At 59.6% G+C, this 14,158-nt stretch carries 13 protein-coding genes; 8 read left to right on the top strand and 5 right to left on the bottom strand.

Annotated elements, in window-relative coordinates:
* Positions 1-318 precede the first annotated feature (318 nt).
* Positions 319-837, top strand: a complete 519-nt coding sequence (locus RGU44_RS17800; RefSeq protein WP_322182609.1) for a glycine cleavage system protein R — start codon at positions 319-321, stop codon at positions 835-837.
* Positions 838-1,073: 236 nt separating this feature from the next.
* On the opposite strand, the gene rarD is transcribed toward RGU44_RS17800, so the two are convergent.
* From rarD to RGU44_RS17775, 5 genes are all read right to left on the bottom strand, one after another.
* The gene (rarD, locus tag RGU44_RS17795; protein WP_322182607.1) at positions 1,074-1,955 is read right to left on the bottom strand and encodes an EamA family transporter RarD; all 882 of its coding nucleotides are present in this window, start codon (positions 1,953-1,955) and stop codon (positions 1,074-1,076) included.
* Positions 1,956-2,052: 97 nt separating this feature from the next.
* Positions 2,053-3,027, bottom strand: coding sequence for a serine/threonine protein kinase (locus tag RGU44_RS17790; RefSeq protein WP_322182605.1), 975 nt, complete (start codon positions 3,025-3,027; stop codon positions 2,053-2,055).
* 105 nt (positions 3,028-3,132) lie between these two features.
* Positions 3,133-5,040 carry a PhoX family phosphatase gene (locus RGU44_RS17785; RefSeq protein ID WP_322182603.1) on the bottom strand — a complete coding sequence of 636 codons (1,908 nt, stop codon included), beginning with the start codon at positions 5,038-5,040 and terminating at the stop codon, positions 3,133-3,135.
* Between the two features lie 81 nt (positions 5,041-5,121).
* Entirely contained in the window at positions 5,122-5,886 is a 765-nt protein-coding gene (locus RGU44_RS17780; protein WP_322218361.1) for a TOBE domain-containing protein, read from the bottom strand.
* Positions 5,887-5,966: 80 nt separating this feature from the next.
* Positions 5,967-6,701 carry a ComF family protein gene (locus RGU44_RS17775; RefSeq protein WP_322182599.1) on the bottom strand — a complete coding sequence of 245 codons (735 nt, stop codon included), beginning with the start codon at positions 6,699-6,701 and terminating at the stop codon, positions 5,967-5,969.
* A gap of 102 nt (positions 6,702-6,803) precedes the next feature.
* On the opposite strand from RGU44_RS17775, the gene bioB reads away from it, so the two are divergent.
* From bioB to RGU44_RS17740, 7 genes are all read left to right on the top strand, one after another.
* Positions 6,804-7,862, top strand: coding sequence for a biotin synthase BioB (gene bioB, locus RGU44_RS17770; RefSeq protein WP_219064559.1), 1,059 nt, complete (start codon positions 6,804-6,806; stop codon positions 7,860-7,862).
* A 64-nt stretch (positions 7,863-7,926) separates the two neighbouring features.
* Complete coding sequence (bioF, locus tag RGU44_RS17765; RefSeq protein WP_322218358.1) at positions 7,927-9,117, top strand: 8-amino-7-oxononanoate synthase; 1,191 nt, start codon at positions 7,927-7,929, stop codon at positions 9,115-9,117.
* Positions 9,110-9,856, top strand: coding sequence for an alpha/beta fold hydrolase (locus RGU44_RS17760; RefSeq protein WP_322218355.1), 747 nt, complete (start codon positions 9,110-9,112; stop codon positions 9,854-9,856). Before bioF ends, RGU44_RS17760 begins: the two co-directional genes overlap by 8 nt.
* Entirely contained in the window at positions 9,849-10,673 is an 825-nt protein-coding gene (bioC, locus tag RGU44_RS17755; protein WP_322182593.1) for a malonyl-ACP O-methyltransferase BioC, read from the top strand. The genes RGU44_RS17760 and bioC overlap by 8 nt, the downstream gene beginning before the upstream one ends.
* 15 nt (positions 10,674-10,688) lie before the next feature.
* Positions 10,689-11,369, top strand: a complete 681-nt coding sequence (gene bioD / locus RGU44_RS17750; RefSeq protein ID WP_322182591.1) for a dethiobiotin synthase — start codon at positions 10,689-10,691, stop codon at positions 11,367-11,369.
* A 199-nt stretch (positions 11,370-11,568) separates the two neighbouring features.
* Positions 11,569-11,865 (top strand): pyrroloquinoline quinone biosynthesis protein PqqE, encoded by a 297-nt coding sequence (locus tag RGU44_RS17745; protein WP_322218352.1) that lies wholly within the window; start codon positions 11,569-11,571, stop codon positions 11,863-11,865.
* A 321-nt stretch (positions 11,866-12,186) separates the two neighbouring features.
* A complete protein-coding gene (locus RGU44_RS17740) occupies positions 12,187-13,992 on the top strand; it encodes a phenylacyl-CoA dehydrogenase (protein WP_219064565.1) in 1,806 nt (601 codons plus the stop codon).
* Positions 13,993-14,158: the final 166 nt, after the last annotated feature.

The raw sequence follows: 14,158 nt of genomic DNA, 5'->3' as shown, positions 1-14,158 counted from the left end.
TGGCAGACATCAATCCAATGTTATGTAGTGCTCGCTGCGGCATACTACATGATGAGTTGCGGTTGTGAAAATCAGACTAAATACGTCATTGAACGACCCGTAGTCTTGTGCGGGTCACTCCGAGGGACAGAATATTCTAAAAAAGCCTCAGGATTGTTCCAGGTGATTCTAAAACCGGCACACGATCTGCCCTTTAAATAAACCGATGATCCCTTGATGACCAAAGCGCATCCGCAGGCGTTGCCTATACTTGTCCGACAGCTCTGAAAACCCTGATTTATCGGGGCCTGGGCCCATGCAGAATAAGAGGAACCGACCGTGGATCATCTCGTACTCACTGTTTTTGCGCCTGATCAGCCAGGCCAGGTTGAGCGGATCGCCCAATGTATCGCCGAGCATGGCGGCAACTGGCTGGAAAGCCGTATGTCTCGGATGGCCGGGCAATTTGCCGGAATATTAAGAGTGGCTGTGTCTGCAGAAGGCTACGATGAGCTGGTGGTTGCCTTACAGGGCCTGTCGGCGCACGGCATTCAGGTATTGATTGCACAAGGTGGAATAGAGCAGTCCTGCACCTGGAAGCCGATCGCGATGGAGTTGGTTGGCAATGATCGCCCCGGCATCGTGCGTGACATCACGCGCTTGCTCGCTGAACAGGGCGTTAACCTCGAACGATTGATAACCGATGTCAGGCCGGCACCGATGAGCAGCGAGCCGCTGTTTCACGCCGAGGCAATTCTGGCTGTGCCGCTGACCTTGTCCCTGGATGTGCTGCAGAAACGTCTGGAGAATCTGGCGGATGATTTGATGGTCGAGTTGGTGCTTCGAGCAGAGGTTTGACGCACAGAGGGCAAAAAAGGTTATCCAAGTTATACGTGCACCTGCCTGTGGATAACCTGGGGAGACAGCGCTGCGGCCCATAGCCATCAAGGCTTTGCTGGAACTGATCAAAAAACCAACAGTTTCAATGGCTTGTGCACAAATAAGTTGAATGAGGCTGTGGATAACCTCTGGAGAGATCGCTGCAAGCCACGGCTGTCGTGGCGTGCAGGGATTTGTACGTTTTTCGATCAGTTTCAGCGGCGTGAACGCAGCCATATATCAACGCTGTACACCGCCAGTCCAGCCCAGATAAACGCAAACGTCAGCAGCGTACTGGCCGCCAAGTGCTCGCCATACACCAGAACCGCCAGCGACAGGACCAGAGTGGGCGCGATGTATTGCAGGAAGCCCAGCGTGGTGTACGGCAAATGACGCGCCGCTGCGTTGAAGCAGATCAGCGGCATGACCGTGATCGGTCCTGCGGCCGCCAGCCACCAGGCCTGAGAGGTCGTCCAGAAACTGGCTTGAGCGCTGACCGCCATTGGATTGAGCAACAACCAGCCAATCGCCAGAGGGACCAGTAACCAGGTTTCCACCACCAGGCCCGGCAATGCCGCCACGGGCGCTTTTTTGCGGATCAGTCCGTAGAAACCGAAGGTCAGTGCCAGCACCAACGACACCCACGGCAGACTGCCGACCTGCCAGACCTGCTGCGCGACCCCGACGGCGGCCAAGCCGACGGCCAGCCATTGCAGGGGCCGCAGACGTTCGCCCAAGAGCAACATGCCGAGCAACACGTTCACCAGCGGATTGATGTAATAACCGAGGCTGGCTTCAACCATGCGTCCGTTATTCACCGCCCACACATACGTCAGCCAGTTGGCCGCGATCAGGGAGCCGCTGAGCGCCAGAATCGCCAGACGGCGAGGGTTGTCGCGCAACTCACGCCACCACCCAGGGTGCTTCCAGACCAGCAGCAACAGCGAGCCGCACAGCGCGGACCAGAGCACGCGGTGAACAATGATTTCAATGGAGGGGACGGCCGCGATGGCTTTGAAATAAAGCGGAAACAGTCCCCAGGTGATGTAGGCGATAAGGCCCAGAATATACCCGCGACGCGGGTTGGCGACTTGCATGCATGTTCCTTAGGCAGCTAATTATTAGGGTGTCTGCCGTCACCGGGCGCCACTTGGAGGGTGTGGTACCCGTTCTTCAGGTTAAAGGTCCGGCGAGTCAGAACAGCTTCAACGGCTCTTCATTGAGCGCCGACATTTGTTCGCGCAAAGCGAGGATCTGGTCACCCCAATAACGTTCGGTGCCAAACCAAGGGAAGCTGTGCGGGAAGGCCGGATCGTCCCAGCGCCGCGCCAGCCATGCGCTGTAGTGCATCAGACGCAGCGCACGCAACGGCTCGATCAACGCCAGTTCACGGGGGTTGAAGTCATGGAATTCGCCGTAGCCGTCCATCAGTTCCGAGAGTTGGCTCAGGCGCTCCTGGCGATCCCCGGCCAGCATCATCCAGATGTCCTGCGCCGCTGGACCCATGCGGCAGTCATCGAGGTCGACGATGTGGAACATCTCATCGCGACACATCATGTTGCCAGGGTGGCAATCGCCGTGCATGCGGATGTTGGTGTGTGGCGTGGCGGCGTACACGTCTTCGACGCGCTTGAGCAGGTCGCGGGCGACGGACTCATAAGCCGGCAGCAGGCTGCGTGGGACGCAGTTGTTTTCCAGCAGATACGTCAGCGAATCGTGGCCGAAATTCTTCACGCCCAAAGCTTCGCGGTGCTCGAAGGGCTTGGTTGCACCCACGGCATGGATACGGCCGAGCAGTTGGCCCAGGCGATACAGTTGATCCAGGTTGCCCGGCTCCGGCGCCCGCCCGCCACGGCGCGGAAACAAGGTGAAACGGAAGCCGGCATGTTCGTGCAGGGTTTTGCCGTTGTGCACCATCGGCGCCACCACGGGAATATCCACCGCTGCCAGTTCGAAGGTAAAGCTGTGTTCTTCGAGGATGGCTTCGTTGGTCCAGCGGTGTGGTCGATAGAACTTGGCGATCAGCGGCTGGCCGTCTTCGATGCCGACTTGATAGACGCGGTTCTCATAACTGTTCAGCGCCAGAATGCGGGCGTCGCTGAGAAAACCAATGCTTTCGACAGCGTCGAGTACCAGATCGGGCGTGAGTGTTGCAAACGGGTGGGCCATGCTTACTCCTGCGCGCAGCAGGCTGCCGCGTCGGGCCAGTCATGGTAGCGCAACGCGGATGGTTTGCGGCGACGGCGATGGTGCAGGGGCGCGCTTGCCCGCGATTCAGGCACCGACGATCCCTCCGTCGTCCCGTGTGATGACCATCACCGAGGAGCGCGGTTTGCCGTTGGGCAGGTGTTCCGGGAAGGTCGAACCGCCGTTTTCACCGGGATGCTGGATACCGACGAACAAGGCTCGCTGGTCCGGGGCGAAGCTGATGCCGGTGACTTCGCAGCCCACCGGGCCGACCATGAAACGGCGGATCTCGCCGCTGTCCGGGTCGGCGCACAGCATTTGGTTGTTGCCCATGCCGGCAAAGTCTCCGGTGTTGCTCACATCGCCATCGGTCAGAATCCACAACCGCCCGGCGTCATCGAACCCAAGCCCATCCGGGCTGTTGAACATGTTTGCCGGGGTGATGTTACTTGAGCCGCCTTTCGGTGTACCGGCGTGGACGCTCGGGTTGCCAGCGATCAGGAACAAGTCCCAGGCGAACGTCATAGCGGCCGGATTGCCAGCGCTTTCATGCCAGCGCAGGATTTGCCCATACTGATTTTTTGCCCGCGGATTTGGACCTCCGACTGGCTGGCCGTCATCGCCGCGTTTTGCGTTATTGGTCAGCGTGCAATACACCTGGCCATCCTTTGGGCTGACCACGATCCACTCCGGACGGTCCATGCGCGTGGCGTTCACCACGCTGGCTGCCAGGCGCGCATGGATGAGTACTTCAGCCTGGTTGGCGAAACCACTGGCCGTATCGATGCCATTCTTGCCATGAGTCAGTTCGATCCACTGACCCTGTCCTCTAGGGTGATCGGGGTTGCTGTCGCCGCCATCGAAGCGCGCCGCATACAAGGTGCCGTGGTCGAGCAGGTCGCGATTGGCTTTGGGGTTCTGGTGATCGATCCTGTCGCGGCTGATGAACTTGTAAATGAACTCGCCACGCTCATCGTCGCCCATGTACACCACCGCGCGGCCATCCCTGGTTTCGGTTAGTGCGGCGTTTTCATGCTTGAAACGGCCCAGCGCGGTGCGTTTGATCGGCGTCGATGCCGGATCGAACGGGTCTATCTCGACCACCCAGCCATGCCGGTTGATCTCGTTGGGGGTCTTTGCCAGGTCGAAGCGAGGGTCGTGTGGGTGCCAGTTGATGTCTTTGCTGGCGGCCACGACACCGTAGCGTTTGAGCCCGGCGTCGAACACCTGTTCGGGATTGCTGCTGCCGAAACAATCGGTGAAGTTTTCTTCACAGGTCAGGTACGTGCCCCAGGGTGTTTTACCGTTGGCGCAGTTCTGGAAAGTGCCAAGCACGTGTTCGCCGCTGCTGTCAGCCGCCGTTTTCAGCCAGGCATGACCCGCTGCGGGGCCGCTCAGGCGGATCGGCGAATTACCGTGAATACGCCGGTTATAAGGCGAACCCTGAACGAATCGCCATTGCTCGCCCTCGCGCCGCACTTCGATGACCGACACGCCTTCACTGGCCAGGGCCTTGTGCACGTCGTCGGCGGATTGTGGGTCTTGGCCGTGATCGAACAGGTAGCGATAGTGAGTGTATTCATTGTTGATCGCCATCAACGCGCGGTGATCGTTTTCCTTGCCGGGAAACGGAAACAGACTCATGCCATCGTTGTTGTCGCCGAACTGGGCTTCTTGCGCCTTGGCGCTGCCTTTGCCGCTGGGGTCGAACGCGGGGCCATCGGTGTGCAGTGGCTGGCCCCAACTGATCAGGACCGAAGCTTTATAACCGGGCGGCAGGCTGATGCTGTCCTGGGTGGAGGCGGGGATACTGGCGAAGCCGAGGAGCGTGCTCGATGCTGCGCTGACGCTGGTGGCCAATGCGCTGCGGCTCAGCAGGTTGCCGCCCAGAAACATCGCCGCACCGCACAGGGCGCCCGCACCGATGAAGCGACGTCGACTCAGACCTATCAGCTGTTCAAGGTCGGTGGGCTGGTTGTCTTCTAATAGGCTCATGACGGGCTCCCTGCTTGGTTTGGCAGTCACCTTAGTAAGCCCACATGACGTTTATGTGTCGGTTTCGAGGTTCAGCGGTCGTTACAACGGCGTACCCAGCAGCACGCAGGACGGTGCGAACTGCGCGCGAACTGAGGCGCCTTTTTCCAGTCGCAGTGCGGAGAGCTGCGTGGGCTCGGCCAAAGAGCAAAGTGTCTGTCCGCTGGGCAATGAGATACGAACCTCACTGGGCCCGTCTTCTGCGTCGAGAATGTCTTCAATCTTTCCCGTCAAGCAATTGTGGCCGGATGTTACGGGCTGTCCGTCGCCGAGCAGCTCCAGCCATCCGGCCTTGATCAGTGCCACGACGTCGGTGCCAATCTTCAGTTCGAGCCTCAGGGTGCTTTCATGGGTGATTTGCGCATCGATGAACAGGTCGTCAGCCAGTTGCAGGCGCACCCGGTCGTTATGGCCCTGGCGAGTGATGGTTTCGATGCGACCGTGCAGTTGATTGCGCGCGCTGGTGCGCAGCATCAAACGGCTGAGCAAATCCAGATCAGCGGTTTCCTCAGTCGCTTCCAGTACCTGAGACTGCAACGCCTGCAAGCGCTGATAGAGACGCAGCACGCGCAGGCCCTCTACCGACAACTGCGCGCCGCCACCGCCACGTCCGCCGACGCTGCGCACAACCAAGGGTTCTTTCGCGAGGTTGTTCAGCTCGTCAATGGCGTCCCACGCCGCCTTGTAACTCATGCCGGCGCTTTTCGCTGCGCGGGTGATCGAACCTTGCTCGGCGATGTGCTGCAGCAGGGCAATACGCTGCGGGCGGCGGACCATGTGTTGGGTCAGGAGGAGGGGCAGGGGCATGGTGGCGGACTTTAGTGTGAGGCTTGAAGTGTAAGGCAATTCATGGCGTCGTCCCACGCGCTTGCATGAGGTATGTCCACTCAATCCTCAGGCTTGGGCGTGCGCGCCAGGCAATAGACATCGACCCTGCAGGCGCCGGCATCCATCAATAGCCGGGCAAGGGCATTGGCGGTAGCGCCGGTGGTCAGTACGTCATCGACCACCGCGAAATGACGGTCCTTTATCTGAGCGCTGTCAGCCAATGCAAAGGCCTTGCGCAGATTTTGTTTGCGGGCTTTAGCGTCGAGTCCTTGCTGAGCCGGCGTTTCCAGTACCCGGAGCAACAGGCGCTCGTCCATCGGAATGTCTACTTGAGCACCGAGCCAGCGGGCCAGCATCGCGGCTTGATTGTAGCCGCGCTGGCGCAGGCGCTTGCTGGCCAACGGCACTGGCAGCAGGCAATCCGGGCGTGGCAGGCCTTCGGCGAAGCGATAGTGCAGCGATTGCCCAAGCAATTCAGCGAGCAAGCGACCCATGGGCCATTTACCCTGATGCTTGAACCGTGTGACCAGGCTGTCGATGGGGAAGTCATAACGCCAGGGCACCACCACTTCACTGAAGGCCGGCGGGTGCCGCAGGCATTGGCCGCATGTCAGGCCAGCCATCGGCATGGGCAGGGCGCAGCGCTCGCATTGATCGCCGAGCCAGGGTAGATCGGTTTCACAGCCGGTGCAGATGGGGAAAATCGCGTCTGTGGTTTCGTCGCACAGCAAACACGATTGTTTACTTTTTAACCAGATGTAAACCTGAAACGTGCTCGGTGGTTGACAGCGCATGGCTCTTCCTTAAATATGCCGAACATCCGTGTTGCGCCTGTGGGCTTTCGGTTTTGACCCGCCGCACAGGCAATAGCCAAAGAACAAACGAGGAGCCGCCCAATGAGCGCCAGCATCACCGCCACTCTGCGTCACGACTGGACTTTAGCCGAGGTCAAAGCGCTGTTCGTACAGCCTTTCAATGACCTGTTGTTTCAGGCGCAGACCGTGCACCGCGCTCATTTCGATGCCAACCGCGTGCAGGTATCGACCCTGCTCTCGATCAAGACGGGCGCCTGCCCGGAAGATTGCAAATACTGTCCGCAGTCCGGCCACTACAACACCGGGCTGGAAAAAGAAAAATTGATGGAAGTGCAGAAAGTCCTGGAAGAGGCCGCACGCGCCAAGGCCATCGGCTCGACGCGCTTCTGCATGGGCGCGGCCTGGAAGCATCCATCGGCTAAAGACATGCCGTACGTGCTGGAGATGGTCAAAGGCGTGAAAGCCATGGGCCTGGAAACCTGCATGACCCTGGGGCGTCTCGACCAAGATCAAACCCAAGCGCTGGCCACCGCCGGTCTGGATTACTACAACCACAACCTGGACACCTCGCCGGAGTTCTACGGCAGCATCATCACCACCCGTACCTACGGCGAGCGTCTGGAGACGCTGGCCTATGTGCGTGAGTCCGGGATGAAAATCTGCTCCGGTGGCATTCTCGGCATGGGCGAGACCCTGGACGACCGTGCAGGGCTGCTGATTCAGTTGGCTAACCTGCCTGAGCATCCAGAATCGGTGCCCATCAATATGCTGGTCAAAGTTGCTGGCACGCCGCTGGAAAACGCCGATGACATCGACCCGTTCGATTTCATCCGGATGCTGGCCGTGGCGCGCATCCTCATGCCTCAGTCTCACGTGCGCTTGTCCGCTGGCCGCGAAGCGATGAACGAGCAGATGCAGGCCCTGGCCTTCTTCGCGGGTGCCAACTCGATTTTCTACGGCGACAAATTGCTGACCACCGCCAACCCTCAGGCGGACAAGGACATGCAGCTGTTCTCGCGTCTGGGCATCCTTCCTGAAGCGCGCGAAGGGCACGCGGACGAAGTGCATCAGGCGGCCATCGAGCAAGCGCTGGTCGAGCAAAAAAGCAGCGAGCTGTTCTACGACGCCGCGTCGGTCTGATCAACGTCGCCGAGCCGGTTTCGCTGGCTCGGCCTGATTCTCCCCATTAAACGTCGGAGCCTGCATGTCTTTCGATCTCCGCACGCGTCTGGCTGCTCGTCGCGCTGAACAGTTGTATCGCCACCGCCCTCTGTTACAAAGCCCACAAGGCCCTGAAGTGGTGGTCGATGGTCAGCCCTTGTTGGCCTTTTGCAGCAACGATTATCTGGGCCTGGCCAATCACCCTGATGTGGTCGCCGCCTGGCGAGCAGGTGCTGAACGCTGGGGCGTGGGCGGTGGTGCTTCGCATTTGGTGATCGGCCACAGCAGCCCGCACCATGAACTCGAAGAAGCCCTTGCCGACCTGACCGGTCGTCCTCGTGCCTTGCTGTTTTCCAATGGCTACATGGCCAACCTGGGTGCCGTGACGGCGCTGATCGGGCAGGGCGATACGGTGTTGGAAGATCGCCTTAACCACGCCTCTTTGCTCGATGCCGGCTTACTCAGCGGTGCGCGGTTTTCACGTTACCTGCACAACGACGGGAGCAGCCTTGCCGCGCGCCTGGAGAAAGCCAGCGGTAATACGCTGGTGGTCACTGATGGCGTGTTCAGCATGGACGGCGACCTGGCCGATCTGCCAGCGTTGGCGCAAGCGGCGAAGGCCAAAGGCGCCTGGTTGATGGTTGACGACGCCCATGGGTTTGGCCCGTTGGGCGCCACCGGGGCGGGGATCGTCGAGCACTTCGGCTTGAGCCTGGAGGACGTGCCGGTATTGGTCGGCACGCTCGGCAAAGCGTTCGGCACGGCCGGGGCATTTGTCGCGGGCAGTGACGATTTGATCGAAACCCTGATCCAGTTCGCCCGGCCCTACATTTACACCACCAGCCAACCGCCTGCGCTGGCCTGCGCCACGCTGAAAAGCCTTGAGCTGTTGCGCACTGAGCATTGGCGTCGGGAGCATCTGACGCGTTTGATTCAGCAGTTCCGTAGCGGTGCCGAGCAGATCGGCCTGCAACTGATGGACAGCTTCACTCCGATCCAGCCGATCCTGATTGGCGACAGTGGCCGCGCCTTGCGCCTGTCGCAGATGCTGCGTGAGCGCGGCCTGTTGGTGACCGCGATTCGCCCGCCTACCGTGCCTGCCGGCAGTGCACGTTTGCGCGTGACCTTGTCCGCGGCTCACAGCCAGGCGCAAGTGCAGCTATTGTTAAGTGCATTGGCGCAGTGTTACCCGCTGCTCGACACATGCGAATCGGTGGAAGCAGGCCATGCGTGATCGTCTTGTTTTGCTATCGGGCTGGGGTCTCGGGATCTCGCCGCTGGAGCCGTTGGCTGCTGCTTTACGCGGTCTGGACGAACATTTGCGGGTTGAAGTAGAGCCGCTACCCGAGTTCGACGTGTCCGCTTTCGGAAACGTCGAGCTGAGTGAGCTGCTCGATGAACTGGACGCCACGTTGCCGGACAACGCATGGCTTGGCGGCTGGTCGCTCGGTGGCATGTTGGCAGCGGAACTGGCTGCGCGCCGCGGCGATCGTTGCTGTGGTTTGCTGACGTTTGCCAGCAACACCTGTTTTGTATCGCGTGACGCCTGGCCCAGCGCGATGCCGCCCGAGGACTTCGATGCGTTTCTTGCAGGGTGCAGCGCCGATCCCTTGGGCACGCTCAAGCGCTTCAGCCTGTTGTGCGTGCAAGGTGCCGAAGACCCGCGCGGTCTGGCGCGCCTGCTGTATGCCGGTGCACCCCACACCCCGGCTGACGTGCTGCTCAATGGCTTGAAGTTGCTGGGGCAGCTCGATACCCGGCTTGCCTTACAGGCCTATCGTGGTCCGCAACTGCACCTGTTCGCGGGCCTTGATGCGCTGGTACCGGCAGAGGCTGCCAGTGATGTGCTGACCCTGCTGCCTGATGTCGAGGTTGGCCTGATCGAAGAGGCCAGTCATGCGTTCATCTTGGAAAATCCCCACGGAGTGGCTGCGGCAATTCAGGCCTTTTTGCATGAGTCGGGTGATGACTGATTTATCCTGTTTCAAACAACCAAACACCACCCTGTCCGGTGCCTTGCCCGACAAGCGTCAGGTTGCCGCGTCCTTTTCCCGTGCAGCGGCCAGCTACGACAGCGTCGCCGAATTGCAGCGCGCCGTGGGCAGCGAACTGCTCGCACGCTTGCCGCCTCCGCTGAACCCATCGCGCTGGCTGGACCTGGGCAGCGGCACTGGTTATTTCAGTCGCGCGCTGGCTGAACATTTCACCCAGAGCGAAGGCCTCGCGCTGGATATCGCCGAAGGCATGTTGCGTCATGCGCGTCCATCGGGCGGGGCGCAGCACTTTGTCGCCGGTGATGCCGAGCGCCTGCCGTTGGTGGATCAAAGCTGTGGGCTGATTTTTTCCAGCCTTGCGGTGCAGTGGTGCGCGGACTTTGCTGCGGTGCTCAGCGAAGCGCGGCGTGTGCTGCAACCGGGGGGCGTGTTGGCGTTTGCTAGCCTGTGTGTCGGCACCTTATATGAGCTGCGCGAAAGCTGGCAGGCGGTGGACGGCCTGGTGCACGTTAACCATTTCCGCCCGCTCGACGACTATCAACAGCTGTGCGCGGCCAGTGGCTTGCGGGTGCGAAGCCTCGAAGTGCAGCCCCATGTCCTGCATTACCCGGACGTGCGCAGCCTGACTCATGAGCTGAAAGCCCTCGGCGCGCACAACCTCAACCCTGGCCGACCCGGTGGTTTGACCGGACGCGCGCGCATACTGGGATTGATCGACGCGTATGAGCATTTTCGCCAGAGTGAAGGGCTGCCGGCCACTTACCAAGTGGTCTACGCGGTGTTGGAAAAACCTTGAACGTAAGGCACTGAGATGAACAGTTCATACTTCATCGCGGGTACCGACACTGACATCGGTAAAACCACTATTGCCGCCGGGCTGCTGTATGCCGCCCGCCAATCAGGGTTGAGCACGGCAGCGGGCAAACCGGTAGCGTCGGATTGCGTTGTTAGCCCCGAGGGCCTGCGCAACGCCGATGCACAGGCACTGCTGGCGGAGTGCTCAGTGGCGCTGACCTATGAAGAGGTGAACCCGGTGGCATTCGAGCCGGCCATCGCTCCCCATTTGGCGGCGCGCGAAGCGGGCGTGGCATTGACCGTACAATCTCTGCTGGAACCCATGCGCTATCTATTGAGCAAGGGTGCAGACTTCACCCTGATTGAAGGGGCTGGGGGCTGGCGCGTGCCGCTCGCCGACCAGAGTAATCTGTCCGATCTCGCAAAGGCACTGCAATTGCCCGTGATTTTGGTAGTCGGGGTGCGTCTGGGTTGCATCAACCACGCACTGTTGACCGCCGAAGCCATCGCCCGGGACGGCCTGCAGCTGGCGGGCTGGGTCGCCAACATTATCGATGGCAAGACGGCTCGCCTGGAAGAAAACCTCGCCACCCTGGCCGAACGCTTGCCAGCGCCGTGCCTGGGACGCGTGCCTCGGCTGAAAAAACCGACGGCTGAGGCCGTGGCGGAATTTCTTCATCTGGAGTTGCTGGATTAAGGGGCGACCTGAGGGGCTCACGCCGTCTATCGCAGCCTTCGGCAGCGCCTACAATTGACCGGGTTTGCTGCGCGACAGTGCTGCGTCAAAAGTACTTTGACTATCGTGCGGCCAATTGCTATTAGTCTTTTTGTCGGGCCTTTTAGGTTTCAGTCTGCTTCAATGACCGGGTTCGCTTTATGAACTGAGGGACCGTCGTATGGAAATCTCCGGAAACACTGCTTTCTACTCGGGCCTGAGCAGCATTCAGGGCGGGCAGGCGCGTGTCGATCAAGCGGCCAGCCAGATCGCCCAAAACGGGGTCGAAACCTCCGCGAATAACCAGTCGTCCAACTACCAGGCTGACCGCCTGCATTCGGTTGATCGCAGCCGGAAAACCGACCTGGCCTCCAGTGCGGTGGAACTGTCCATGGGCAAGATCCAGGCAGAACTCGGGGTCAAGGTTGCCAAGGCTTCCGATGAAGTGCTTGGCACGCTGATCGATACCCACGCTTGAATTCAGTCCTTTCGGTGCGCGCCCGCGCACCGCGATACACCCCTACCTCTTTTACGCTCAACTAAAATTTCTTTTTCGAGACTGCTCGGCATAGTCGTCTTGAGCGTGCTTGTCTGCGGCTGCGGACCTTTGCGCGCGGGATGTACAGCCCATCGGCGATGAATGGCTCGCTTGCTAAGCTTGACAAGGTTTGGTCGTAAACGTATGTTTCAAACAACTGTTTGACCGCTAGGCAACTTGAGATTGTCAGGTGGTTGGGGAAATCCCCACAGCGACCGATCGGTCATTCATTCCAGGATTCATCAGCAGAGGTTTATCGCTATGCCTGACTACAAGGCCCCCTTGCGTGATATTCGCTTCGTTCGTGACGAACTGCTCGGTTATGAAGCGCATTATCAAAGCCTGCCGGCTTGCCAGGACGCTACTCCAGACATGGTTGACGCCATTCTTGAGGAAGGCGCCAAGTTTTGTGAGCAGGTGTTGGCTCCGCTGAATCGTGTCGGCGACACCGAAGGGTGCACCTGGAGCGAGTCCGGCGTGAAAACCCCGTCGGGTTTCAAGCAGGCTTATCAACAATTCGTGGAAGGCGGCTGGCCAAGCCTGGCTCATGACGTCGAGCATGGCGGCCAAGGCCTGCCTGAGTCGCTGGGTCTGGCAGTCAGTGAAATGGTTGGCGAAGCCAACTGGTCGTGGGGGATGTACCCAGGCCTGTCTCATGGCGCGATGAACACCATTTCCGAGCACGGCACCGAAGAACAGCAGCAGGCTTACCTGACCAAGCTGGTTTCCGGCGAATGGACCGGCACCATGTGTCTGACCGAATCGCACTGCGGTACCGATTTGGGCATGTTGCGCACCAAAGCCGAACCTCAGGCTGACGGTTCCTACAAAGTTACGGGCACCAAAATCTTCATTTCTGCTGGCGAACACGACATGGCCGACAACATCGTCCATATCGTGCTGGCACGTCTGCCGGACGCACCGGCTGGCACCAAAGGTATCTCGCTGTTCATCGTGCCGAAGTTTCTGCCAAACGCTGACGGCAGCATCGGCGCTCGCAACGCCGTGAACTGTGGCTCCCTCGAACACAAAATGGGCATCCACGGTAACGCGACCTGCGTGATGAACTTCGACGCGGCCACCGGTTTCCTGATCGGCCAGGCGAACAAAGGCCTGAACTGCATGTTCACCTTTATGAACACCGCGCGTTTGGGCACTGCGTTGCAAGGCTTGGCTCACGCCGAGATCGGCTTCCAGGGCGGCCTGAAATATGCGCGTGATCGCCTGCAAATGCGTTCTTTGACTGGCCCGAAAGCGCCGGAAAAAGCCGCCGACCCGATCATCGTGCACCCTGATGTACGTCGCATGCTGTTGACCATGAAAGCCTTCGCCGAAGGCAACCGTGCGATGGTGTACTTCACTGCCAAGCTGGTCGACATCGTCAAGTACGGCCAGGACGCTGAACAGAAGAAACAAGCAGACGCCCTGTTGGCGTTCATGACCCCGATTGCCAAGGCCTTCATGACAGAAGTGGGCTTCGAGTCTGCTAACCATGGTGTGCAGATCTATGGTGGCCACGGCTTCATCGCCGAGTGGGGCATGGAGCAGAACGTTCGCGACAGCCGTATTTCCATGCTGTACGAAGGCACCACCGGTATTCAGGCGTTGGACCTGCTCGGCCGTAAAGTGTTGATGACCCAAGGCGAAGCGCTCAAGGGCTTCACCAAGATCGTCCACAAGTTCTGCCAGACCAACGAAGGCAACGAAGCAGTCAAAGAGTTCGTCGAGCCGTTGGCTGCGCTGAACAAAGAATGGGGCGAGCTGACCATGAAGGTCGGTATGGCGGCCATGAAAGATCGCGAAGAAGTCGGTGCTGCGTCGGTGGATTACCTGATGTATTCCGGTTATGCATGCCTGGCTTATTTCTGGGCTGACATGGCACGTCTGGCGGCGGAAAAGCTCGCTGCCGGTACCAGCGAAGAAGCGTTCTACACAGCCAAGCTGCAAACAGCACGTTTCTACTTCCAGCGCATTCTGCCGCGTACCCGTACACACGTTGTGACCATGCTGTCGGGTGCAAACAACCTGATGGACATGAAAGAAGAAAACTTCGCTCTGGGTTACTAAACCCTCGCGCAGCCTCTGAAAAGCCGCTTCTCCTATGGGGGAAGCGGCTTTTTTACGTTCAGATTTCCCCGATGTGGCCGCTAACAAAGACTTGAGCATGTTTTTGAGCCATTTGAGTGCTTAACGCAGGCAGTGCAGGCACAATGCCATCTGTCGATATTTCTAT

This window comes from Pseudomonas sp. 5C2 (assembly GCF_034314155.1).
GTDB lineage: Bacteria > Pseudomonadota > Gammaproteobacteria > Pseudomonadales > Pseudomonadaceae > Aquipseudomonas.
This window is presented reverse-complemented; position numbering and strand designations above follow the sequence as displayed.

What these genes read in the sequence shown, in the direction of transcription:
- rarD (WP_322182607.1), bottom strand. Translation starts at nt 1,955, where the DNA reads ATGCAAGTCGCCAACCCGCGTCGCGGGTATATTCTGGGCCTTATCGCC.
- RGU44_RS17790 (WP_322182605.1), bottom strand. Translation starts at nt 3,027, where the DNA reads ATGGCCCACCCGTTTGCAACACTCACGCCCGATCTGGTACTCGACGCT.
- RGU44_RS17785 (WP_322182603.1), bottom strand. Translation starts at nt 5,040, where the DNA reads ATGAGCCTATTAGAAGACAACCAGCCCACCGACCTTGAACAGCTGATA.
- RGU44_RS17780 (WP_322218361.1), bottom strand. Translation starts at nt 5,886, where the DNA reads ATGCCCCTGCCCCTCCTCCTGACCCAACACATGGTCCGCCGCCCGCAG.
- RGU44_RS17775 (WP_322182599.1), bottom strand. Translation starts at nt 6,701, where the DNA reads ATGCGCTGTCAACCACCGAGCACGTTTCAGGTTTACATCTGGTTAAAA.
- bioB (WP_219064559.1), top strand. Translation starts at nt 6,804, where the DNA reads ATGAGCGCCAGCATCACCGCCACTCTGCGTCACGACTGGACTTTAGCC.
- bioF (WP_322218358.1), top strand. Translation starts at nt 7,927, where the DNA reads ATGTCTTTCGATCTCCGCACGCGTCTGGCTGCTCGTCGCGCTGAACAG.
- RGU44_RS17760 (WP_322218355.1), top strand. Translation starts at nt 9,110, where the DNA reads ATGCGTGATCGTCTTGTTTTGCTATCGGGCTGGGGTCTCGGGATCTCG.
- bioC (WP_322182593.1), top strand. Translation starts at nt 9,849, where the DNA reads ATGACTGATTTATCCTGTTTCAAACAACCAAACACCACCCTGTCCGGT.
- bioD (WP_322182591.1), top strand. Translation starts at nt 10,689, where the DNA reads ATGAACAGTTCATACTTCATCGCGGGTACCGACACTGACATCGGTAAA.
- RGU44_RS17745 (WP_322218352.1), top strand. Translation starts at nt 11,569, where the DNA reads ATGGAAATCTCCGGAAACACTGCTTTCTACTCGGGCCTGAGCAGCATT.
- RGU44_RS17740 (WP_219064565.1), top strand. Translation starts at nt 12,187, where the DNA reads ATGCCTGACTACAAGGCCCCCTTGCGTGATATTCGCTTCGTTCGTGAC.